Annotated in this window: 22 protein-coding genes and 1 pseudogene; 13 read left to right on the top strand and 10 right to left on the bottom strand. The window is 63.9% G+C overall.

From position 1 onward, the window contains the following. The first annotated feature begins 32 nt into the window (after positions 1-32). Positions 33-311, top strand: coding sequence for a hypothetical protein (locus ACSQ9A_RS13345; RefSeq protein WP_436303966.1), 279 nt, complete (start codon positions 33-35; stop codon positions 309-311). 41 nt (positions 312-352) lie between these two features. Here ACSQ9A_RS13345 and ACSQ9A_RS13340 read toward each other — a convergent pair whose 3' ends face one another. Further along, on the bottom strand, positions 353-1,156 hold the full coding sequence (locus tag ACSQ9A_RS13340) for a DUF6065 family protein (RefSeq protein ID WP_436303965.1): 804 nt from the start codon (positions 1,154-1,156) through the stop codon (positions 353-355). A 21-nt stretch (positions 1,157-1,177) separates the two neighbouring features. Next, entirely contained in the window at positions 1,178-2,455 is a 1,278-nt protein-coding gene (locus ACSQ9A_RS13335; RefSeq protein WP_436303964.1) for a S8 family peptidase, read from the bottom strand. Between the two features lie 654 nt (positions 2,456-3,109). On the opposite strand from ACSQ9A_RS13335, the gene ACSQ9A_RS13330 reads away from it, so the two are divergent. Further along, positions 3,110-4,309 carry an IS256 family transposase gene (locus tag ACSQ9A_RS13330; protein WP_436297126.1) on the top strand — a complete coding sequence of 400 codons (1,200 nt, stop codon included), beginning with the start codon at positions 3,110-3,112 and terminating at the stop codon, positions 4,307-4,309. A 763-nt stretch (positions 4,310-5,072) separates the two neighbouring features. Here ACSQ9A_RS13330 and ACSQ9A_RS13325 read toward each other — a convergent pair. From ACSQ9A_RS13325 to ACSQ9A_RS13315, 3 genes are all read right to left on the bottom strand, one after another. After that, on the bottom strand, positions 5,073-6,209 hold the full coding sequence (locus ACSQ9A_RS13325) for an IS110 family transposase (protein ID WP_436303963.1): 1,137 nt from the start codon (positions 6,207-6,209) through the stop codon (positions 5,073-5,075). Positions 6,210-6,336: 127 nt separating this feature from the next. Next, positions 6,337-7,605, bottom strand: coding sequence for a type II toxin-antitoxin system HipA family toxin (locus ACSQ9A_RS13320; RefSeq protein WP_436303962.1), 1,269 nt, complete (start codon positions 7,603-7,605; stop codon positions 6,337-6,339). Between the two features lie 4 nt (positions 7,606-7,609). Next, positions 7,610-8,299 (bottom strand): helix-turn-helix domain-containing protein, encoded by a 690-nt coding sequence (locus tag ACSQ9A_RS13315; RefSeq protein ID WP_436303961.1) that lies wholly within the window; start codon positions 8,297-8,299, stop codon positions 7,610-7,612. 210 nt (positions 8,300-8,509) lie between these two features. Here ACSQ9A_RS13315 and ACSQ9A_RS13310 point away from each other — a divergent pair, with 210 nt between their 5' ends. The 3 genes from ACSQ9A_RS13310 to ACSQ9A_RS13300 are packed head-to-tail and all read left to right on the top strand — an operon-like array spanning position 8,510 to position 9,855. Continuing rightward, entirely contained in the window at positions 8,510-9,106 is a 597-nt protein-coding gene (locus tag ACSQ9A_RS13310) for a DUF6088 family protein (RefSeq protein ID WP_436303960.1), read from the top strand. Next, a complete protein-coding gene (locus ACSQ9A_RS13305; protein ID WP_436303959.1) occupies positions 9,099-9,419 on the top strand; it encodes a nucleotidyl transferase AbiEii/AbiGii toxin family protein in 321 nt (106 codons plus the stop codon). The genes ACSQ9A_RS13310 and ACSQ9A_RS13305 overlap by 8 nt, the downstream gene beginning before the upstream one ends. A 28-nt stretch (positions 9,420-9,447) precedes the next feature. Next, positions 9,448-9,855: a nucleotidyl transferase AbiEii/AbiGii toxin family protein gene (locus ACSQ9A_RS13300; protein WP_436303958.1), complete on the top strand. Its 408-nt coding sequence runs from the start codon at positions 9,448-9,450 to the stop codon at positions 9,853-9,855. 506 nt (positions 9,856-10,361) lie between these two features. Here the strand turns inward: ACSQ9A_RS13300 and ACSQ9A_RS13295 are convergent. Continuing rightward, on the bottom strand, positions 10,362-10,946 hold the full coding sequence (locus tag ACSQ9A_RS13295; protein WP_436303957.1) for a TetR/AcrR family transcriptional regulator: 585 nt from the start codon (positions 10,944-10,946) through the stop codon (positions 10,362-10,364). Positions 10,947-11,078: 132 nt separating this feature from the next. Between ACSQ9A_RS13295 and ACSQ9A_RS13290 the strand changes: the two genes are divergently transcribed. The 7 genes and pseudogenes from ACSQ9A_RS13290 (at position 11,079) to ACSQ9A_RS13260 (ending at position 17,090) form a co-directional block, all read left to right on the top strand. Then, positions 11,079-11,924, top strand: a complete 846-nt coding sequence (locus ACSQ9A_RS13290; RefSeq protein ID WP_436306293.1) for an alpha/beta fold hydrolase — start codon at positions 11,079-11,081, stop codon at positions 11,922-11,924. Between the two features lie 59 nt (positions 11,925-11,983). Continuing rightward, complete coding sequence (locus ACSQ9A_RS13285) at positions 11,984-12,772, top strand: SDR family NAD(P)-dependent oxidoreductase (protein ID WP_436303956.1); 789 nt, start codon at positions 11,984-11,986, stop codon at positions 12,770-12,772. Between the two features lie 35 nt (positions 12,773-12,807). Beyond that, a complete protein-coding gene (gene acuI / locus ACSQ9A_RS13280; protein WP_436303955.1) occupies positions 12,808-13,794 on the top strand; it encodes an acrylyl-CoA reductase (NADPH) in 987 nt (328 codons plus the stop codon). A 98-nt stretch (positions 13,795-13,892) separates the two neighbouring features. Beyond that, positions 13,893-14,711 (top strand): alpha/beta fold hydrolase, encoded by an 819-nt coding sequence (locus ACSQ9A_RS13275; RefSeq protein ID WP_436303954.1) that lies wholly within the window; start codon positions 13,893-13,895, stop codon positions 14,709-14,711. Between the two features lie 105 nt (positions 14,712-14,816). Beyond that, positions 14,817-15,813 (top strand): annotated as a pseudogene (locus ACSQ9A_RS13270) (NADP-dependent oxidoreductase). Between the two features lie 132 nt (positions 15,814-15,945). Then, on the top strand, positions 15,946-16,770 hold the full coding sequence (locus ACSQ9A_RS13265; RefSeq protein ID WP_436303953.1) for an SDR family NAD(P)-dependent oxidoreductase: 825 nt from the start codon (positions 15,946-15,948) through the stop codon (positions 16,768-16,770). Positions 16,771-16,877: 107 nt separating this feature from the next. Next, positions 16,878-17,090, top strand: coding sequence for a hypothetical protein (locus tag ACSQ9A_RS13260; RefSeq protein ID WP_436303952.1), 213 nt, complete (start codon positions 16,878-16,880; stop codon positions 17,088-17,090). A gap of 180 nt (positions 17,091-17,270) precedes the next feature. Here the strand turns inward: ACSQ9A_RS13260 and ACSQ9A_RS13255 are convergent, their stop codons facing one another. From ACSQ9A_RS13255 to ACSQ9A_RS13245, 3 genes are all read right to left on the bottom strand, one after another. Further along, positions 17,271-17,474, bottom strand: coding sequence for a type II toxin-antitoxin system RelE/ParE family toxin (locus ACSQ9A_RS13255; protein ID WP_436303951.1), 204 nt, complete (start codon positions 17,472-17,474; stop codon positions 17,271-17,273). A 3-nt stretch (positions 17,475-17,477) separates the two neighbouring features. Further along, the gene (locus ACSQ9A_RS13250) at positions 17,478-17,762 is read right to left on the bottom strand and encodes an antitoxin of toxin-antitoxin stability system (protein ID WP_436303950.1); all 285 of its coding nucleotides are present in this window, start codon (positions 17,760-17,762) and stop codon (positions 17,478-17,480) included. A gap of 127 nt (positions 17,763-17,889) precedes the next feature. Continuing rightward, positions 17,890-18,057 carry a hypothetical protein gene (locus tag ACSQ9A_RS13245; RefSeq protein ID WP_436303949.1) on the bottom strand — a complete coding sequence of 56 codons (168 nt, stop codon included), beginning with the start codon at positions 18,055-18,057 and terminating at the stop codon, positions 17,890-17,892. A gap of 285 nt (positions 18,058-18,342) precedes the next feature. Between ACSQ9A_RS13245 and ACSQ9A_RS13240 the strand changes: the two genes are divergently transcribed. Further along, positions 18,343-19,368, top strand: a complete 1,026-nt coding sequence (locus ACSQ9A_RS13240; RefSeq protein ID WP_436295365.1) for an IS30 family transposase — start codon at positions 18,343-18,345, stop codon at positions 19,366-19,368. 52 nt (positions 19,369-19,420) lie between these two features. Here the strand turns inward: ACSQ9A_RS13240 and guaA are convergent, their stop codons facing one another. After that, a complete protein-coding gene (gene guaA, locus ACSQ9A_RS13235; RefSeq protein ID WP_436303948.1) occupies positions 19,421-21,034 on the bottom strand; it encodes a glutamine-hydrolyzing GMP synthase in 1,614 nt (537 codons plus the stop codon). Positions 21,035-21,038 lie beyond the last annotated feature (4 nt).

Below are 21,038 nucleotides of genomic sequence, written 5' to 3'. Positions count from 1 at the left end.
GATCCGCCAGCCCCGCCAATCAGATCGCCGCGATGAAACACCCTCTCGAACCGCGCACGGCCTCAGTGCTCACCCGCTTGGCTGTCAGGCATCCAAAGCTGAAGCTCCAGTTCATCGTCACGCTCGCGCCCGGCGCGAAGGCGGCCGATGTCGTGCCGTTTGTAGCGACGCAAGAGATCGAAGTGATCCGCATGGTCGCCGGCGAGATGACGGCACGCCAGGTACTGGACCTGGCGGCGCATCCGATGGTGGAGTGCATCGAGTACGACGGACTGGCCGAGGCGCTCGATGCGTTCGCTGACGGCGGCTGAGCCCGTCGCTCTTCCCATCGCGTCGTTGTGCCGGCATGGGCTCAAGGTCCGGCGCCGTTGCTCTGAGCCTCGAAGAGTCGGCCCTGCTCGCTGCGCGCAAGCCTCCGATAGGCGCTGCGATCGCGGCCATGCGCGATGTGCCATTGCAGCAACTCGTTGTGCAGCGCGTGGGCCGTGCTGCCGTCGCGCGGAAGTATCTCGGGATCGACGCGACGGGCGGCGCGGGCGACAAAATTCACCTGAGCGACGGTGTCGCCGGCGCGCACATGCAGCGATCCTTCGGCAGGCCGCAGCAACACCAGGTTCACTGGATGCGCGTACCAGTCGGTCTCGACCAGGCCGACGTGCATTGCCACCGGCACCGGACGGTTGATCGGCTGGCCGAAGAAGCTGTCCACCTGCGGCGGCGTGCGCAGCAACCAGGGCAGGTGCAACTTGAACAGGTGCGCCTGGTCTTCACGATCGAAGAAACTCAATCCGGGATGCACCGGGCGTATCTCGCGGCGCTGCCCTTGCTCGTCGTCGAAAGGCAAGGCGTCGAAGGTGAACGCATTGCCTGTGAAGCGGCTTGACGGCCGGTCGCACACGTAGAACGTCCGTCGGTCGCCGGCGACATCGGCCGCGGGTGGCGGCCTGAAGGCGCGCGCGAGCGGCGGCACCTCAGCCGGCAGGCACAGGCCGAAGTCGAACGGCGCAGGCACCAGCAGGCCGAGCCCGGCGGCCGCGGTAAACGGCAGGCACTGCTCCTGCACGCCGTAGCCTGGGCGTCCAGGTGACCGGGAGGCCGCCTGCGCGCGCCGCGGCAGCGGCGCGTCGGGCACCAGCGGAAGGATCAGCACCTGCATCGGCTGCTGCGTCGCCGCGCCTCAGGGCCGCAACTGAACCGCTGGCGCCGGCACCACCGCCAGTGCGGCCTGGTCCACGTCGACGCGGCCGTAGCCGTACTGCGAGTCCCAGCCCGGGTTGCCGAGGTTGTCGGCGCTCGCCCCGAGCAGGTTCCATATCTGCACGTTGGTGGCGAATCGGTGCGCGCCCCAGATCACTGCCGCAGCGCCGGCGACATGCGGGCAGGCCATGCTGGTGCCGCTCTTCTGACCGTAGCCGCCGCCGGGCACGGTGGACAGCACCTGCACGCCCGGCGCGCAGATCTCGACCTCCGGCCCGCGGCTGCTGAACGGCGCGATGACGTTGTTGCTGTCGATCGCCGAGACCGCGACCACATTCCTGTAGCGCCCCGGAAAGCCCACCGAAGTCGGCTGGCCGGCCGGCGGCGGTCCGGCGTTGCCGGCTGCCGCGACCAGCAGCACACCGGCGTTGAACGCGGCGTTGCAGATCGCTTCAAGCGCCGCTGGCGCGCTGCTCGCGCCCAGACTCATGCTGACGATCTGCATCTTGTTCTGGATCGCCCAGTTGATGCCGGCGATGATCCAGCTGAACTGGCCGCTGCCGCTGTTGGCCAGTACCTTGATCCCATAGAGCCAGGCCTCAGGTGCCACACCGACGACGCCGGCGCCGTTGATCACCGCAGCGATGGTGCCTGAGCAGTGCGTGCCGTGGCTGTTGCCGTCCATCGCCGTTTCGCCCGGCACGAAGCTGATCGCGCTGCGCACGTTCGGCCGCAGATCCGGATGGTTCCAATCGATGCCGGTGTCGAGCACCGCGACCTTGATGCCGCGACCGCGCGAGCAACCCCAGGCCGGCACCGCCTGGATCTGCGAGACGCCGATCGGCACCGTCTCGGCCTGCACCGACGGCTGCCCCTCGAACACCAAGTTCTGCAGCGGGAGCGCATGGGCCCAGCCGTCGTCTTCGACCGCGGAGACGTCGGGGTTGCTCTTCAGCGCCTTGATCTCGCTATCCGACAGCTTCAACGTGACGATCGGTGCCTCGTAGAGGTTGATGTCGAAGCCGATGCTGTCGCTCTCGATCGATGTCGGCAGGCCCGGGGCGCCGACGGTGAACGCGTCGGCGCCGGCGACATCGTAGATGAAAAGGTTGCCGGCGCGTGGACAGCTCGAGGCAAGGATCTCCATCTTGTCGGCCGACTTGTTGCGCCGCGTCTCCTTCGGCTTGAAGGTCACGATGACCGACTTGCGCGCGTCGCCGTCAGAGGACGACGCTGTACTCCTCTTGGTCTTTGCCATGGTCAGGTACTCCTCGGGTGGTTCTTCACGGTGGCGCTCGGGGTAAGACGCCTCAAGTCAGGTTAGTCGGCCGTTCGGGTGTGCGCGTCCACAAGACGATGGAGACCCCCATCCATGGGCTGAAGGAAGCACTCCGCAGCGCAGCCACTATTCTTGAATCAATCGTTTGGATACGGTTGAGGGCGCGATCCAATAGTCCTCAATAGATGCCAATCATCCCGATCGATGCGCTGGAGTAGCCGCCCGCAAACCGAGTCCATCTCCCGCGCCAGCAAAAGCGTTCGTTTTTCGACGGTAAAAGTGACGGTAAAGTACGATGCCCCGACCTCTCAAAGCAAGCATCCATGCGGGTTTTCGGTCATCGGAAATCATTGAGTGGGAATGAATTGAGGTTCTTTGGGGCCTGTCCAGGCGTCCTCCGCCCCTCGCACAGCGTGTCGTCCGAGTGTCGGGGGAGCCGGAAGCCTCAGTCATGCAGAGTTGATGTCCCGGGAAGTGGTGTAAGTCTTCTTTCACTCGCTGCGCGGCAAGGCGCGTAGGGCGTAGCCCGAAGCGGCTTGCCGCGCAGCGACCGCTCCCTTCGGGGGTGGCCATCGTGAAGTCCGGATAAGTTTGGGGTGCGACCCACCAAACCTGTCCATAAAGGAAATCACAATGACCACCGCCACTATGGCATTAGCCGAGCTCGCCGAGAAGGGAGCCGACGTCGACGTCCTGCGCCAGATGGTGCAGTTCATGGCCCAGCGCCTGATGGAGCTCGATGTCGACGGCCGCTGCGGCGCCGCCTACGACGAGAAGAATCCCGCCGAACGGCTCAACAGCCGCAACGGCTACCGCGAGCGCACCTGGGACACGCGCGCGGGCAGCGTCGAGCTGAAGATCCCCAAGCTGCGCCAGGGCAGCTACTTCCCCGAATTCCTGGAGCCCCGGCGCACCGCCGAGAAGGCGCTCACGGCCGTCATCCAGGAAGCCTACGTGCAAGGCATCTCCACCCGCTCGGTGGACGACCTGGTCAAGTCGCTCGGCATGAGCGGCGTCTCCAAGAGCCAGGTCAGCCGCCTGTGCGGCGAGCTCGACGAGCGCGTCAACGCCTTCCTGGGGCGTCAGATCGAGGGCGACTGGCCCTACCTGTGGATCGATGCCACCTACGTGAAGACGCGCGAGGCCGGGCGCATCGTGAGCGTGGCGGTGATAGTGGCGGTGGGCGTGAACACCGACGGCCAGCGCGAGGTGCTGGGTTTGAAGGTCGGCGCCTCGGAGGCCGAGCCCTTCTGGACCGAGTTCCTGCGCAGCCTGAACCGTCGAGGTCTTCGCGGTGTGAAGCTCGTGATCAGCGACAGCCACGAGGGCATCAAGGCGGCCGCCGCGAAGGTGCTGAAGGCCACCTGGCAGCGTTGCCGGGTGCACTTCATGCGCAACGCTCTGGCGCATGCCGGCAAGACGCAGCGGCGCATGGTCTCGGCCGCCATCGGCACGGTGTTCGTGCAGGACTCGGCCGATGCAGCGCGCGCGCAATGGCGGTCGGTGGCCGATCAGCTCCGAGACAAGTTCCCCAAGCTCGGCTCGCTGATGGACGACGCGGAGAACGACGTGCTGGCCTTCATGACATTCCCACGGGCGCACTGGACGCAGATCTACTCGACCAACCCCCTGGAACGGCTGAACGCCGAGATCAAGCGACGCACGAACGTCGTGGGCATCTTCCCCAACGACGCCTCGATCACGCGGCTCGTCGGCGCCATGATGCTCGAGCAGAACGACGAGTGGTCCCTCAACCGGCGCTACATGCAGTTGGAGGGCTTGCAGACCCTGAGCGATACTGCGCCCACTCGGCTGTCCGCAGTGGCACGCTGAGTACCGTGCAGCTCAGCCTTCTCCGGGCTGTGGAGCTACACCACGGAATGGGACGCGACCCATGCAGATCGGACTGGACGCCCATCTGCGGATTCCGGCTGAGTGAATGTGCGAACGACACGGTCAAACAGAGAAAACAATATCTCGATTCCATAGCCAAAGACGAATGGAATGAAGAGAGGAGGCAACGCGAGATTCCCCGAGCGAACGGCGCGGCGATCATTGTTTCGGTTGTGGTGTACCAAGCGAGCCTTTGCTGCGCTTGCTGCGGTTACATAACTCTAGAGTTGGCGCCGTGAAGTGACACCACAAAACGAGTGGAGAGTCGGCAGGTTGCGATTCAACGAACGCCGAGGTTTGTAACAGCATTCTGCACATCTTCGGCTTCCCTTCTATGGGGACTCTTTTGTCAAGCCATTTTTTTGATCAACAGTCTTTCATGGCGGCGGCCTCCCGGGTGTTGCTGAGCGGATGAGACAGTTGAGCCGTGGCATTGGTAACGCATCCTGATCCGAGGTCGGGGTGTTCCGAGCGTTCGAGCCAATGCTCGGACGACCTTCTATCCGTGCAGGGCGTGAACGCCCTGCACCTCATGCTGCATGCGCGCGAAGCACACTGGCAATACCCCCGTTACCGAGGCGCCCCATCTTTCGTGACGGTCACTTCTACGCAGTGACCCTGGGAAGCCGCGGGCGCGTCGACCTTTGATCCCGATGAATGCGTTCCTTGGGCTGCGTGCGTTGGAGCAAAGCTGCTCGGGAATTCAGGCAGCGGCTGGCTTAAGCGCGGCACCGGCAGGAATCTCGCCGGACTGCAAATAGCGCCACAGTGCGATCGCCAGTCTCCTCGCCAAGGCGATGATGCCTACGCGACGCATGCGCTTGCCCCCGCCAGCGAAGCGCCGGTTGAACCACTGGGTCAGGGCGCTGTCGGGCTGCAGGCGCAGCCAGCTCCAGGCGAGTTCGACCAGCAACGCGCGCGCTCGCTTGTTGCCCGCCTTGCTGATGCCTTGCTCGATCTGGCTGTCGCCGCTGGCATAAGGCGTGGGTGCCAACCCCAGGCAGCCGGCGAGCTCGCGCCGGTTGGCGAAGTGCCGCCAGCCGAACAGCTCCTTGTCCAGCACCCAGGCACTCTTGCGTCCGATGGCGCGCAGCTGGGTCAGCTGGGCCACCAGCGGGTGCCGGCCGGCCTCCACCTCTTGGCGCTGCGCAGCCTCCAATACCTTCACCTGCTGCTTGACCAACGACAGCCTTGCGTGCTCGCGCTCGATCTCGGCGCGCAAGACAGGCGGCACCTGCTCGCCATGACGGGTCCACCAGGCGGCCCAGTCGCGCCCGCCGATGATGACGTGCGGGCGCAGGTTCTGCAGCACCAGCAGCGAGCTGATGCGATTCGTGTGTGAGGTGCGCTCCTGCGTCAGCCGGGCGAGCTCGCGGTGCGTGCGGCGCGCGTCTTCGTCCTCGGGCGTGGGCTCATGCACCACCGACCACACGCGCTCGCCGCGATGGTGGCGCAGCAGCATCGCCAGAAGCTTGTCGCCATCGATCCGGTCGGTCTTGGCCCGCCTGGCGTGCCGGTTCACCTCGATGCTCGCGGAGTCGACCACGATGTTGTCGACACTCTGCTCGATCAGCCAGCGGTGCAGCCACCAGCCGTCGCGCCCGGCTTCGTAGCAGGCGTGCACCGTGGCCTGCGGCTCGAGCTTGCAGCGCTCTCGGGCCTGGCCGATGCAGTGCGTAACGGCGGCCGTGTCGCCGGCGTCCACGGTGTACCGGCTCGCGCCGCGGTGGCCATCGCTCGCTGTCAGCTTCCAGGCCTTGTCGCCGAGCTCGAAGCTCATGTACAGATCGCCCTGGATCGCCGTATCCTCACGTTGTGGGACTGCTTGGGTTGTCGACATTTCCATCTCCTTTGCCAAGAAGTTAAGGAAATCCCGTTGTAGCTAAACGGGTCTCTCTCGGGTAGTCCCACATAGCATCTTTCCGGGACACTGGGTGCTGTTCTGCCAAGGCTAGCAGATGGTCTGATCAGCCAGCGAGCTGGAACGCTGGAGCCATTCGCTCCTGCTCTCGAACACGAATTTTCAGGCTGTCGGCGATCTTGGGCCACTGCTTCACCACGGCCTGGCTGCGCGACACCATCTCGTCGGCCAGCTTCTTGGAGACCCGAAAGTATGGCGCCACCGAACGCGCCAGATCGAGATCCATCGCGTTGTCGGCCTCGCTGACGTTGAGCTTGAGGCCTTGCGCCTCGGGCACAGGATTCATGTCGTAGGCATTGGACAGGCGCCAGCCCTTGCCGGGCACGAGGATGAAGCCGTGGTTGCGCAGGTGATCGTCGGTGTTGGAGACCAGCATGTTGAACACGATGCGCGACCACAGCTCGCGCAAATCGGCGACAGTGTGCGCGCCGTGATCGATCAGCACGCGGGCGATCTCCAGATAGCTCGCACCTGTCGATGCATCGTCGCCATCCAAGCGGCCGGTGAGCGTCATCGCCGAGGCGAAGTGAAGCCGGCCGTCTGACGTACGGTCGAAGCGCTTCACCAGGAAGGTGTGGTGCGGGCTCGCGAATTTGCGTGCGAGGCTTTGTGGCACGGCGAGGCCGCAGCCCTTCGCGAGGGTCTGCACCACCAGTTCCCAGGCGCCCACGTCGTGCTCGTCGCGTAGGCTCGGGAATTTGGCAATCCACAACTGCCCCTGTGGATCGACCACGCTGGCCTTGGGCCGCGCACCGCCGAGCGAGCCGCCGGGTGCGATCAGCATGCGCAGCCAGTCGTCGCCCGCCGCAGAGGTGTTGTCCTCATCGCGCTCCAGCGCCAGGCTGGCCGCTTCCAGTTCGCGCAGTTGCACGAATGGCGGCGCTGCCGCGCCGTGCTGGTTGTCCAGAAAATCGCCGGCGTCATCAAGTCGCAAGCGCAGCGCCCCGGAACGATAGGCGTCGTGCACGCCCAGCAGGTAGTCCGATTCATGCAGGCGCACGGCCTTGCCCACCTGCCCTGCCCGCTGCGCGCGCTCTAGCCGGCGGCGCATCAGCGACCTGCCCCAACGATCCGGGCTCGCATCGGCGAACACGCCGAAGGTCTCGTGACCCTGCGGCGGGTGCTGCCGGCCCTCGAAGAGGCCCAGCCGGGGATCCAGGTGCAAGTTCCCGGCGGCGGGGTGGGCCAGCGCCGCGGCGTCGAACTCAAACTCGAAAACCTCCCGGCCTGCTCCGCGCCTGGCATGCAGCCACCCCAGCCGTAGCGGCTCTGCGAGGCCGACCCAGTCCGCATAGACGGCGATGGTCGCTGCCATGGGCTCAACGCCCTTTCTTCAGCGACACCGAGGGGTCAATCAAGCCAGCAAGTGCATCGGCGCTGGCGAAGCCGCTCTTCTTGATCCAGTCCCGCGCGTCCTCAGAAGGCTTGAGCAGCTTCTTGATTTGCCTGTTGGGGGCATCCAGCCGGTCCACGGCTTCACGCAGGTGCGCGGACGGCATGGCGGCCAGTGCCTTGCGCATCTGTGTTTCCGGCAGTGCTTCAAGTGCCTTGCGCATCTGCTCGCTGGGCAGGGAATCGAATAGCTTGCGCAGTTGTTCTTGCGGTGAGCTTTCGATGGCATGGCGAAGCTCCGCCGCGGCGCCAGCAACCGGCACCGGCCTCTTGGCCGTCGCCGGCCGTTTGGCTGACGGCGACAAGCTTGGTCGTGTTGTCTTGGTGTGCGCGGGCAGCTGCGCATCCTGGAGCTCGCGACCCACAGGGTCGGCCTTACCGAGCAAGTCGAGGTCTTTTTCGATGCCCAGCACTTGCATGACGGCGAGGTAGGCACCCATGGTCACCCCCGACCCGCCGCGCTCCAGGCTGCGCAGCGTCATGGGCGCCATCCCGGCTCGCTCGGCAACCTGCTTGGCCGAGAGCCGCCGGCGCAGCCGCGCCAGGCGCAGGCGGCCGCCGAACTGACGTAGCAGTTCATCGGTGGCTGGGAGCAAAGGGGCTGTCTTCTTGGCCATGAAGCCGATATTCTAGGTGTTTTTGGCAAAAACAGCCATAATATTTACACACTTTCCGAAGCAAGATCACATCTTTCTTAAGAAAGTGCAATATTCCGGCATTATTTTCAGAAAAACGCTATAATTATGGCATCTAGTAGAGACCCAGGCCCCAGTCTGCGGCGGCTGAATGTCAGAAACTGCGCTACATTTCTGATAGGGGTCACGATTGTGAGCAGCCTGCCTGAATCCATCCTGTTGCATGCCCAGTCCCTTTCGGAGGGAGGCGTGCTGTCGCCCAAAGAGTTCTTGCACCTTGGCAGCCGGGCGGCCGTTGATCAGGCGCTGTGCCGCCTCACCAAGGAAGGCAAGTTGCTGCGCGTCGCGCGTGGAACCTACGTCACCCCGGTGTCGAGTCGATTTGGCACGCGTGCGCCTGCGCCAGAGAAAGTCGTGCAGGCGTTAGCCGCGCAAAGTGGTGAAGTTGTGACGCCTCACGGTGCCAACGCTGCCAATGCGCTAGGCCTGACCCAGCAGGTGCCGATCCGCGAGGTCTACCTGACCTCCGGTCGCACCCGAAAGCTCAAGCTGGGGCGCTCCGAAGTCACGGTCAAGCATGCTCCGCGTTGGATGCTCGCGTTGGGTTCTGGCCAGGCCGGTGCGGCGATACGGGCTTTGGCATGGATGGGGCCGAATCACGTGCGCGAGTCGTTGGCAGCGCTGCGGCGCACGCTCCCTCCTTCCGAGTGGCGGACATTGACCTCTGCGCGCGCTGCCCTGCCCTCCTGGATGGCGCGCGCCATCGGCGAAGAAGCGCTTCGTGGCTGAGCACTACTTCGCCCTCAGCAAGGAGGACCAGGGCGAAGTCATCGAACAGGCCCGCGAGAAGACTGGCAGGCCCACGCACCTGCTCGAAAAGGATGTGTGGATCGTCTGGACGCTTGGCGCGCTGTTCGAGTCGGCGCTTGCCGCCGACCTCACCTTCAAGGGCGGAACCTCGCTCTCGAAGGCCTACAAGATCATCGACCGGTTCTCCGAAGACCTTGACCTCACGTACGACATCCGCAGGCTGATCGCGGATCTCACGGGCGGCGAGGAATTCCTGCCGGCAAGCCGGCAAATGGAGCAAGGCCGTTCGTGACCGGCTGCCGGGGTGGATCGCCGGCGAAGTGCAGCCGATTCTTGAGCGGGCCCTGGAGCTGGCGAAGCTGGATGCCAAGCTGGAGATCGCGGGCGCCGAGCGCGACAAGCTCCTACTCCACTACCCGGCGGTCAAGCAGGGGACTGGCTACGTAGCGCCTGTCGTCACGCTGGAATTCGGCGGCCGGGCGACTGGTGAGCCCCACGAGGTCGTACCTGTGGCATGCGACATGGGATGGCCAGGTCAACGGCGTGACGGCGTGACGTTTCCGACTGCGTCCCCTTTGGTGATGAGCGTCGCACGAACCTTCTGGGAAAAGGCCACCGCAACCCATGTCTACTGCGCGCAGGGACGGATTCGTGGCGAGCGGTACGCGCGACACTGGCATGACTTCCCGGTCATATTTGGTGAAACGGCGATATTCGCTGTCCAGTGAATATTGCTTCAGGCTTCACCGCGTACCGAGTTGAGTCTGCGGTCTGAGGCCCACGCTTCGTGCCGAGGGTTGCGTGAGCAGTTGACGGTAAAAATCCATCGTTGATTTAGGTGTGGACTTCTACCGTCAAAAGTACCGTCAGAAAAAATCGCTGCTCTCGTCGGGAATCTCGTTTCCAAGACTAGCCTGCCAACGAAAAAGAGCATGGCATTCAACGACTTAGAGTTTGGGAAGCCGCAACTGACGTCGTATTCACGATCATCGGCAGCCTTCTCTAAGCTATTGATTCATATAGGTAATTCGACGCCCCTCACTCCCACTCCATCATCAACAGGCCGTCCAAACCCGCATGGTCCAAGGACTTGGCTGTGATCGACATGGATCTTTACCGTCGCTTTTACCGTCAGAAGCGATTTCATGCTCGGCCATGGTGTCCTCCTGAAACGGGTGCAGAGAGGTCAAAAATCAGGCACGTCGTGGTCGCGTCCGCACACGGAGTGCGTCAACTACGCATCAAGGGGAGCCGATAGCCTCGACAGGACTGCCGCCCGGCAGACATCCAGAATTTCATCGGCGAGTGACGAGTCGTCGGGACACGCCCGCGACAGCACTATTGCGCCGATCACCTGCGCAAGGACGTCGATCCGCTTGGCGCGCATGTCGTCTCCCCGATCGCCCTCTTCCGGCACGCCGCACTGGTTTGCCAGGTTCGTCAGCAAGCTTTCAACGCCGGTCGCAAAAGCCATCTTGATCGACTCCGGCTGACGCGCAGCGTCTCCGCATAGCGCGGCCATCGTGCAACCTTCACCCCGAGCGTCGCGATGCTCTCGGGACAGGTATTGCTTGACGACTTCTGCCGCATCGACCCCTTTGGCTTTGGCGGCCGATTGCGCAAAACCACAGGTCGCCGCTTCCGCCAGCAGGTCGGCCTTGGACCCGAAGTGCTTGTAGAACCCACCATGGGTAAAGCCGGCGACTGCCATCAAGTCCGCAATCCCCACCCCGTCGTAGCCACGCTCGCGAAACAGCGCAGAGGCCGTCTCGACAATGCGCGCCCGGTTCGCCTGTGCCTGCGCTTTGGTGACCTTCATGTCCAGGATCTCTCTAGATATGCCATCAGTGAAGTCGTGAATATACATTGATGTCAATCATCATCAAAGTCCTTGACAACAAAGATGATGATCGACATCATTAAGCCAACTTACCTTGGAAGGCTTCCGGATATGAGCGACACCCACCTGACCGCCCCCACCCGCTTCGTCGAAGTGGATGGCGACAAATTCGCCTACCGCCGCTGGGGCAACACCTCCGGCGAACAGCCCCCTCTGTTCTTCGTCCAGCATTTCCGCGGCGGGCTGGACCACTGGGATCCCCTGTTGACTGATGGTCTGGCCGCAGGTCGCGAAGTCATCCTCTACAACGGTCGTGGCATTGCCTCATCGACCGGCACGCCCCGCAACCGGATCGAAGACATGGCAGACGACATCGCCCTGGTAATCCGAGCGCTGGGCCTGTCCCGGGTCGATCTGCTCGGTTTCTCGATCGGGGGCTTCCAGGTGCAGGAGGTCGCACTGCGTCACCCGCAACTGGTTCGCAAGCTCCTTCTGCTCGGCACCGGACTGCGCGGCGGCGATCCGAAGATGGAGCCCAGGGTGCTGGAAGTCGCGCCCAATCCCGTGCCAACCGCGGATGACTTCCTCTACCTGTTCTTTGGCCGCTCGGAGGCTGCCAAGCAGGCGGGCCTGGCCTTCTGGGAGCGCCGTCACCAGCGCGTCGACCAGGACCCGCCCAGTTCCATGGCGGTCGCTCAAGCCCAGACCGAGGCGCACGCCGCCTACCTCCAGCCATTGCCGGGTGCGAATCCCTATGCCTTCCTGAACGCCATCACGCAGCCGACCCTGGTGCTCAACGGCGTCCACGACATCATGATCCCCACGATCAACTCCTGGCATCTGTCGCAGAACATTCCCAACGCGCAGCTGTTGATCTACCCCGACGCCGGACATGGCGCGCAGTTCCAGCATCCCGAGCGCTTCCTCCAACACGCGATCCAGTTTCTGGAGGAGTGATGCCACCCGCATCCCCTTTTCCTGCCTGACCAACGACCTTTTCGATCAAGAGAAAACACATGACCTCCCATTCCACTGTTCTCATCACGGGCGCCTCGACCGGCATTGGCGCCATCTATGCCGACCGCTTCGCACGCCGCGGCCACGACCTTGTACTGGTGGCACGCGACAAGGCACGCCTGGAAACGCTCGCTGCGCGCCTGCGTGCGGAAACCGGCGCTGCCGTCGATACCCTCCCGGCCGACCTGACCCAGCCTGGTGATCTGGCCATAGTCGAGGCGCGCCTGCGCGAGGACGCCAGGATCGAAACCCTGATCAACAACGCCGGGGCCGCGCTGTCCGGCCAATTCATCGACCAATCGACAGCCGATGTCGCCCGCCTGATCAGCCTCAACACCGTCGCACTGGCAAGGCTGGCGAGTGCCATCGCCCCGCGCCTGGTGCAGGCCGGCAAGGGCGCGATCGTCAACATCGGCTCGGTGGTCGGCCTGGCGCCCGAGTTCGGCATGTCGGTCTACGGTGCGACCAAGGCCTTCGTGCTGTTCCTGTCCCAGGGGCTGAGCCTGGAGCTCACGCCCAAGGGTGTCTACGTGCAGGCGGTGTTGCCTGCCGGCACTCGTACCGAGATCTGGGAGCGCGCGGGCATCGACAGTAGTGCGATGCCTGATTTGATGGCGGCGGATGAGCTGGTGGATGCCGCGCTGGCCGGATTCGACCGCCGTGAACTCGTGACTATCCCGCCGCTGCATGATGCCGCGCGCTGGGAGGTGCTGAACACGGCACGTCAGACCCTGCTCGCGGACATCCGGCAGGCCCATGTGGCAGAGCGCTATCGAACCGCCGCCTGAAACGGCAAAAAGCTCCAGAACGGAACGGACGGCACATGACATTCAAGGCACTGCTCGCCAGCAAGACCGGCGACACCATTTCAAGCAGCCTGGTCGACTTCAAGGACGAAGATCTGATGCCGGGCGACGTCACCGTCGCGGTCGAGTACTCGACGGTGAATTACAAGGACGCGATGGCGCTCAGTGGCCGGTCACCGGTCATTCGCCAGTTTCCGCTGATTCCGGGCATCGACTTTGCCGGTGTCGTCGAGTCATCGACCTATCCCGGCCTCGTCGCTGGCGACCGTGTGCTGGCGACCGGTTGGGGACTGAGTCAGACGCACCACGGTGGCTTCGCGCAGAAGGCGCGGGTGAGCGGTGATTGGCTGGTCAGGATCCCGGAGGTCTTTTCGACCCGGGATGCCATGGCCATCGGCACCGCCGGGTTCACCGCCATGTTGTCCGTGCTCGCACTGGAGCATGGCGGCCTGACGCCCGAGCGTGGCGACATCCTGGTGACCGGTGCCAATGGCGGCTCCGGGTCGGTGGCGATCGCACTGCTGTCGGGCCTGGGCTATCGCGTGATCGCCTCGACCGGGCGTCTCGATGAAGCCGATTACCTGCGCGAACTGGGCGTGGCGGACGTCATCGACCGCCACACCCTGTCCGAAGCGGGCGCACCGATCGCCAAGGAGCAATGGGCCGGGGCCATCGATTCGGTCGGCAGCCATACGCTGGCGAACGTCCTGGCGCAGACCCAGTATCGCGGGGTGGTCGCGGCCTTCGGCCTCGCACAGGGCGCGGATCTGCCGGCATCCGTTCTGCCCTTCATCCTGCGCAACATCACCCTCGCAGGTATCGACTCGGTCAATGCGCCCCAGCCTGTGCGGCTGCAGGCGTGGTCGCGTCTGGCCAGCGACCTGGATCTGGGCAAGCTTGCACGGACAACCAAGGTGATTGGCCTGGCAGAGGTTCCTGAAATCGCCAGCCAGGTACTCGCAGGGAAGGTTCAGGGGCGCACCGTTGTCGATGTGAATGCGTGACCGCCAATCCGGTGGCACCTCGCCCCCTCGATTCTCCGCACCACACGAAACCCCTTGAAGAGACGATGACCCCTACCGACGAGCACCCAGGATTGAGCATGCCCTACATCGACACCGCCACCCGATCGATCGATGTCGACGGGACTGCATTCGCGTACCGTGACCTTGGGCCGCGCAGTGGCGTGCCGCTGGTTCTGCTCAATCTCCTCGACAATTTCGACCCGCGTATCGTCGATGGGCTTTCCCGCAGGCATCGCATCATCGCCATCGACTACCGGGGAATTGGCGCTTCGGGCGGAACGGCACCTGTGACCATCGATGCGATGGCACGGGATGCGATCGCACTGATCCACGCACTGGGTTTCGAGAAGGTCGATCTGCTTGGCTTCTCCCTCGGAGGATTCGTGGCGCAGGACATCGTGCTGAAAGCCCCCGGCCTGGTGCGCCGACTCATCCTGACCGGTACGGGGCCGGCAGGCAGCAAAGGCATCGACCAGGTAGGGGCGGTCTCCTGGCCGCTGATAGCCAAAGGCTTGTTGACGCTGCGCGATCCAAAGACCTACCTGTTCTTCACCTCCACGGCCAATGGCCGGCAAGCCGCGAAGGCCTTCCTGGAGCGACTGAAGGAGCGCAAGGCGGATCGGGACAAGGGGCCGACGCCCAGTGCCTTCCTGCGGCAGCTGAAGGCAATTAAGGCCTGGGGCCGGCGGGTGCCCCAGGATCTGGGCGGCATCCGCATCCCTGTGCTGATCGCCAATGGCGACAACGACATCATGGTTCCGACCGTGAACAGTCATGACATGGCGCGTCGCATTCCCGGCTCGCAACTGGTCATCTACAAAGACGCCGGGCATGGCGGGATCTTCCAGTACCACGGCGAGTTCGTGCCCAAGGCGCTGGCCTTCCTCAATGACTGAGCGGCGGCATCCTTGGCGACCCGCTTCAGGCCGCCTTTCCCGATCGCACCCTGCGGCGCGGGGCTGAAAACCCATTCAATAAAGAACTCTGGAAAAAAGTCCCCCATGAAAGCTTTCATCATCGATCGTTACGGAAAGAGAGAAGTTGGCGGCATCGGCGAAATGCCCGACCCCGAGGTCCGGGACGATGACGTCCTGATCCGGATCCACGCGGCGAGCATCAATCCCCTGGACTCGAAGATCAAGAGCGGCGAATTCAAACTGATTCTTCCCTACCGCCTCCCCTTGATCCTTGGCAACGACTTGGCCGGAACGGTCATGCGGCGCTCGCGTTCGCAGCTTCAAGCCCGGTGATGAGGTCTATGCACGCCCTGACGACGATCGCATCGGCACCTTCGCCGAGTTCATTGCCGTCAAGGAATCGTCGCTGGCGCTGAAGCCCGCGAATCTCAACATGGTCGAAGCCGCCTCCCTTCCTCTGGTGGCCCTGACGGCCTGGCAGACACTGGTCGAGACCGCCAAGCTGAAAAAGGGGCAGAAGGTGCTGATCCATGCCGGCTCCGGCGGCGTAGGCACCATCGCCATCCAGCTTGCCAAGCATCTCGGGGCGTTCGTGGCCACGACCACCAGTACGGCCAACATCGCCTGGATGAAGGCCTTGGGCGCGGACGTCGTCATCGACTACAAGCAGCAGGACTTCGCCACGGTGCTTCGTGGCTACGACGTGGTGCTGAACAGCCTCGGCAGCGACGAGCTGAACAAATCCGTCCAGGTTCTCAAGCCGGGCGGACATCTCATCTCCATCTCCGGGCCGCCCACCCCGGCGTTCGCCGTCGCGCGAGGACTGGCCTGGCCGCTCCAACAAGTGCTGCGCCTGCTGAGTTTCGGCATCAGGAAGAAGGCGAAGAAGAACGGGGGCGAATACACGTTCGTATTCATGCGGGCCGATGGGGCGCAGTTGCGCGAGATCACGACCCTCATCGAATCAGGCGCAATCCGCCCGGTCGTCGACAAGGTATTCCCGTTTCAGGACACCCACAAAGCGTTGGCCTACGTAGACGGTGGTCGCGCCAAGGGCAAGGTCGTGGTGCAAATGATGTAGCTGCCGCACTTGCCTGCGCTGGCGTCTTCGATCAGGCCCTTGTCCAACCTGGACAGGCCATCGTATGGCGCGACGCGCAAACCTTGCAGGCCTTGGAGTTCCTTGGCCGCTCCACACGACAAGGAGAACGATTTGAATACACACACAACCGTCAACATCGGCAAGCGCGCGCTGGTGACCGGCGCATCCAGCGGCATTGGCGCGGCAATCGCGCGTGAGCTCGCGGCGCTCGGCGTTGATCTCGTGCTGACGGCGCGGCGCCGCGACGCACTCGACGCGGTCGCCGCGACCTGCAAGGGCGTGAAGGTCGAGATCGTCACCGCGGATATCGGCAAGCCCGATGCCGCGCGCGCGCTGTGGGACGCCGCGATCGCCAGCGGCCCGATCGACATCCTGATCAACAACGCCGGGTTCGGCTATTTCCGCCGGTTCGACGAGGTCGACTGGGCGCGCGACGCGGAGCTCGTCCAACTCAACATGACTTCGCTCGTCGCGCTCGCGCGGTGCTTCGTCGACGCGCGCAAGGCTAGTACCGGACCCGCGCATATGGTGAATATCGCGTCGACCGGCGCGTACCAGTCAGTACCGAACATGGCGCTGTACGCCGCGTCGAAGGCGTTCGTCCGCAACTTCAGCGAGGGCCTCCATGACGAGCACCGCGGCACGCCGCTGTCGGTGACCTGCATCTGCCCTGGCGGCACAGAAACCGCGTTCCACGCCGCGTCTGGCGGGGGCGACTACTCGTGGATCGCGAACGCGTCGACGAAAAGCGCGGAGTTTGTGGCGCACGCCGCGATCCGCGCGATGCTGCGCGGCAAGCGCACGGTTGTGCCCGGACTGTTCAACAAGCTGTCGTGCTTCGGCGTGCGTTTCTTGACGCGGCGGTTCGCGTCGCGGGTGGCGACTCAAGTGCTTGGCAAGCCGCGGTTGGCACTGCCGGCGCGAAAAATGACTTGAGACCGCGGGGAACTATCGTAGACAACTGCATGGGCATTTGCTCCGGATCGCTCCAAGAGCAGCGCGCTGCGCGCTTGCCAACATGGAGCAACTCTCACGTGTACCCGATGACTATTGCCGTCAAAAATACCGTCAAAAAATTAGCTGCTCACGTCGGTGATTTTCGTTTTCGAGACGGGGCTGCCAGCAAAAAGGGTATGGCCTTCAACAACTTAGCGTTTGGGAAGCCGCCATTGACGTCGCACGCAGAATCATTGACGGATCTCTCTAAGCTATTGATTCATATAGGTAATATCGGCGCCCTCACTCCCACTCAATGATTTCCGAGGGCCGGAAACCCGCGTGAGCACTGCCTTTCGTAGTCCGAGTCATCGTGCTTTGCCGTCACTTCTACCGTCAAAAACCGAGCGCTTTTGCTGGCCTCCGATCACGACCGGGTCGGCGGCCACAGGCGAGCGGTATGCACCAAGGTCAATATCCAGATGGTATCGGCCCGCACCTCATAGACCAGCCGATAGCTCTCGTGTGGAATCAACTCGCGGGTGCCCGGGGGCCCGTCCCAGCAGGGGGTGCTCGGCCAGCCGGCCGACAGCTGCCGAGAAAATCTCATCCATGCGGATAGCGGCGAGCGGATTGTCCTGAGCGATGAAGTCGACGATGTCGGCGCGGTCTTGCTCGGCGGACAAGGTCCACAGGACCCTCATGCGTCAGCCGCCGGCTTTGGCCCGCAGTGCAGTGCGACGGGCAGCAAAGCGGGCCTCGACATCGGCGTCACTGGCGTATTGACCGGATGCGATCTGCGCGCGCGCCGTGTCGACCTTGGCGCGTAGGAACGAGTCGTACTCACGGGCCTGCCGTTGACGCTCGACGAACTCGCGCATCAGTTCGCGCACCACCTGCGACGCCGGGCGGTGGCTGGCTTCGGCCTCAGCCATGAAGGCGTCGCGCAGCTCCGGCTCCAGCTTCATGGTGAACATGGCTTCTTTGGACATGACCGGCTCCGGAAACATTGATATCAACGAAGTATATACAACGTCGATACTTCCTGTCACGCTACGTCGCCGATAGTGGTCTGCCCGCTCGCTCCAATTCAAGCGCACCTGAATCTGCATCAGCGCATCAAAGCAGGCTTTCGTTCGGCACGGTGCCGGCCTCGACGGACGGTGGGGACGGTTGCTGCTGCGCCCGCCATTCGATGCCGTGCGATTCGAGCAGCGCGATCAGCCGGCCGTTCTCCGCGCGCAGCGTGGTGAGCTCATCACTGTCCGCCATCGCCAGCGCCAGCACGCGGCCTCGTTCTGCGCGAGCGAATGGCGGTAAAAAATCGGCGTCAATCCAGCAACGCTGGGATGCCGTCAGAAATACCGTCAGAAGTAGCGCTGCATTCTTCGCTGATCACTTTCGGAAGGGTTTTTGCTGCAACAAAAAGCCCATATCTTTCAACAACTTAGAGTTCTCGAGAAGCACCATTGATGTCGTGCTCACGGACATCGAAACTCGATCTAAGTCATTGATTTATATAGGGGCGGCCTCAACTCTGAAGTGCAACACCTCATCGCATAAGGTGTGCACATGAATGAACGAACAAGGTACCAGCAGCTTCAACCCGAGGACCGGATGACGATGGCGAGCATGCGTCAACAGGGTTCGAGCATGCGGGCCATGGCCCGCATGCTCGGGCGCTCGGCGTCCACCATCAGCCGGGAGTTGGGGCGCAACACGCTGGCCGAGTTGCCCTACACCTCGCACTCGGCGCAGGTGAGCAGCCAGGGGCGGCGCCAGGCCGCTCGTCCGACACGCAAGCTCGACATGCAAGGTGTTGGTTGGGGCGTGGTACTGACCCTGCTGGACTGGAGGTGGTCACCCCAGCAGATCGCGGGTACCCTGAAGCGCGTATTCCCCAACGAGCCCGAGCGCCACGTGTCCCACGAGACCATCTACAACGCCATCTACGCCCAGCCACGCGGCGAGCTTCGACGTCAGCTCATTGCCTGTCTGCGCCGCGGGCGCAGCACTCGCATGCCGCGCACCCGAGGCGACGATCGCCGCGGCCAGATCCCGGACATGGTCAGCATTCACGTGCGCCCGCCCGAGGTGGACGACCGCGTCATGCCAGGTCACTGGGAAGGCGACTTCATCAAGGGCGCTGGCAACCAGTCCTCGGTGGGCGTGCTGGTTGAGCGCACCAGCCGTCTGGTGCTCCTTGCCAAGATGGACGACGCCACGGCCGCCTCGGCGCTCGCGGGCTTCTCTGCAAAGCTGAATTCGATTGCCGAGCCGCTGCGCCAGAGCCTGACCTACGACCAGGGCAAGGAGATGTCGCGTCATGCTGACCTGGCAGCGCAGACCGGCGTGAAGGTCTACTTTTGCGACCCGCACAGTCCGTGGCAGCGTGGCACCTGCGAGAACACCAACGGGCTGTTGCGCCAGTACCTGCCCAAGGGCACCGACCTGAGCCTGTTCAGCCAAGACGAACTCGACGCGATCGCCGACAGCATGAACAACCGCCCTCGCGCCACTCACGCGTGGCACTCGCCCCTGGAAGTGTTCGCAAGAACGCTCGCCTCGGCCCATCAACCGCCAGCGTCAATCCACTGACGCAACCCTGTTGCGCTCCAGACTTGAAACCGCCAGGCATTATCCGCGCCCCTCACTCCCACTCGATCGTCGCCGGCGGCTTGCTGCTCACGTCGTAGGTCACGCGGTTGATGCCGCGGACCTCATTGATGATGCGGCCCGATACCTTCTTCAGCAAAGCGTAGGGCAGCTCGGCCCAGTCGGCAGTCATGAAGTCGCTGGTCTGCACGGCGCGCAGCGCGACCACGTAGTCGTAGGTGCGGCCGTCGCCCATCACGCCCACGCTCTTGACCGGCAGGAACACGGTGAAGGCCTGGCTGGTCAGGTCGTACCAGCTCTTGCCGCTGGACGGGTCCTTGAAGTTGCGCAGCTCCTCGATGAAGATCGCGTCGGCGCGGCGCAGCAGGTCGGCGTATTCCTTCTTGACCTCGCCGAGGATGCGGACGCCCAGGCCCGGCCCGGGGAAAGGATGGCGGTACACCATCTCGGGCGGCAGGCCGAGCGCGACGCCGAGCTCGCGTACCTCGTCCTTGAACAGGTCGCGCAGCGGCTCCAGCAGCTTCAGGCCCAGCTGCTCGGGGAGGCCGCCCACGTTGTGGTGGCTCTTGATCGTGACGGCCTTCTTGCTCTTGGCGCCGCCGGACTCGATGACGTCGGGATAGATGGTGCCCTGGGCCAGCCACTTGGCGCCCTTGGCCCCGGCGCTGGTGAGCTTGGCCGCTTCCTGCTTGAAAACGGTGACGAATTCGCCGCCGATGATCTTGCGCTTGGCCTCCGGGTCGCTCACGCCGGCCAGCTTGCCGAGAAAGAGCTCGCTTGCATCGACGCGGATCACCTTGGCGTGCAGCTGGCCGACGAACATGTCCATCACCTTGTCGCCTTCGTCGAGGCGCAAGAGGCCATGGTCGACGAACACGCAGGTCAGCTGGTCGCCGATGGCGCGATGGATCAGCGCGGCGGCCACCGAGGAATCGACGCCGCCCGAGAGGCCGAGGATGACTTCCTCGTCGCCCACCTGCTTGCGGATCGCCTCTACCGCCTCGGCGATGTGGTCGCGCATCACCCAATCGGGCTTGGCGCCGCAGATGCCGAGCACGAAGCGTTCGAGGATCGCCTTGCCCTGCTGCGTGTGCGTGACTTCGGGGTGGAACTGCAGGGCGTAGAAATGCCGGTCTTCGTCGGCCATGCCGGCGATCGGGCAGCTCTCGGTCGAGGCCATCAGCTTGAAACCCGGCGGCAGCTCGGTGACCTTGTCGCCGTGGCTCATCCAGACGTTGAGCATGCCGTGGCCTTCGTCGGTCGTGAAGTCGGCGATGTCTTTCAGGAGCTCGGTGTGGCCGCGCGCGCGCACGGCGGCAAAGCCGAACTCGCGCTTGTGGCCGCCCTCGACCTTGCCGCCCAGCTGGTGCGCCATGGTCTGCATGCCGTAGCAGATGCCGAGCACCGGCACGCCGAGCTCGAACACCGCCTGCGGCGCCTTGTCGGTCGTCTCTTCGTAGACGCTTGCGTGACTGCCGGAGAGGATGACGCCCTTCAGGCTGCCGTCCCTCGCGTACTCGCGCACCCATTCGTCGGTGACGTCGCAGGGATGGACTTCGGAGAGCACATGCGCTTCGCGCACGCGCCGTGCGATCAGCTGGGTGACCTGGGAGCCGAAATCGAGAATCAGGATTTTTTGGTGGTGCATGAGA

This window comes from Variovorax sp. LjRoot290 (assembly GCF_964253985.1).
Lineage (GTDB): Bacteria > Pseudomonadota > Gammaproteobacteria > Burkholderiales > Burkholderiaceae_C > Variovorax.
Note: the sequence above shows the minus strand (reverse complement) of the source record. Positions and strands in the feature narration are given on the sequence as shown.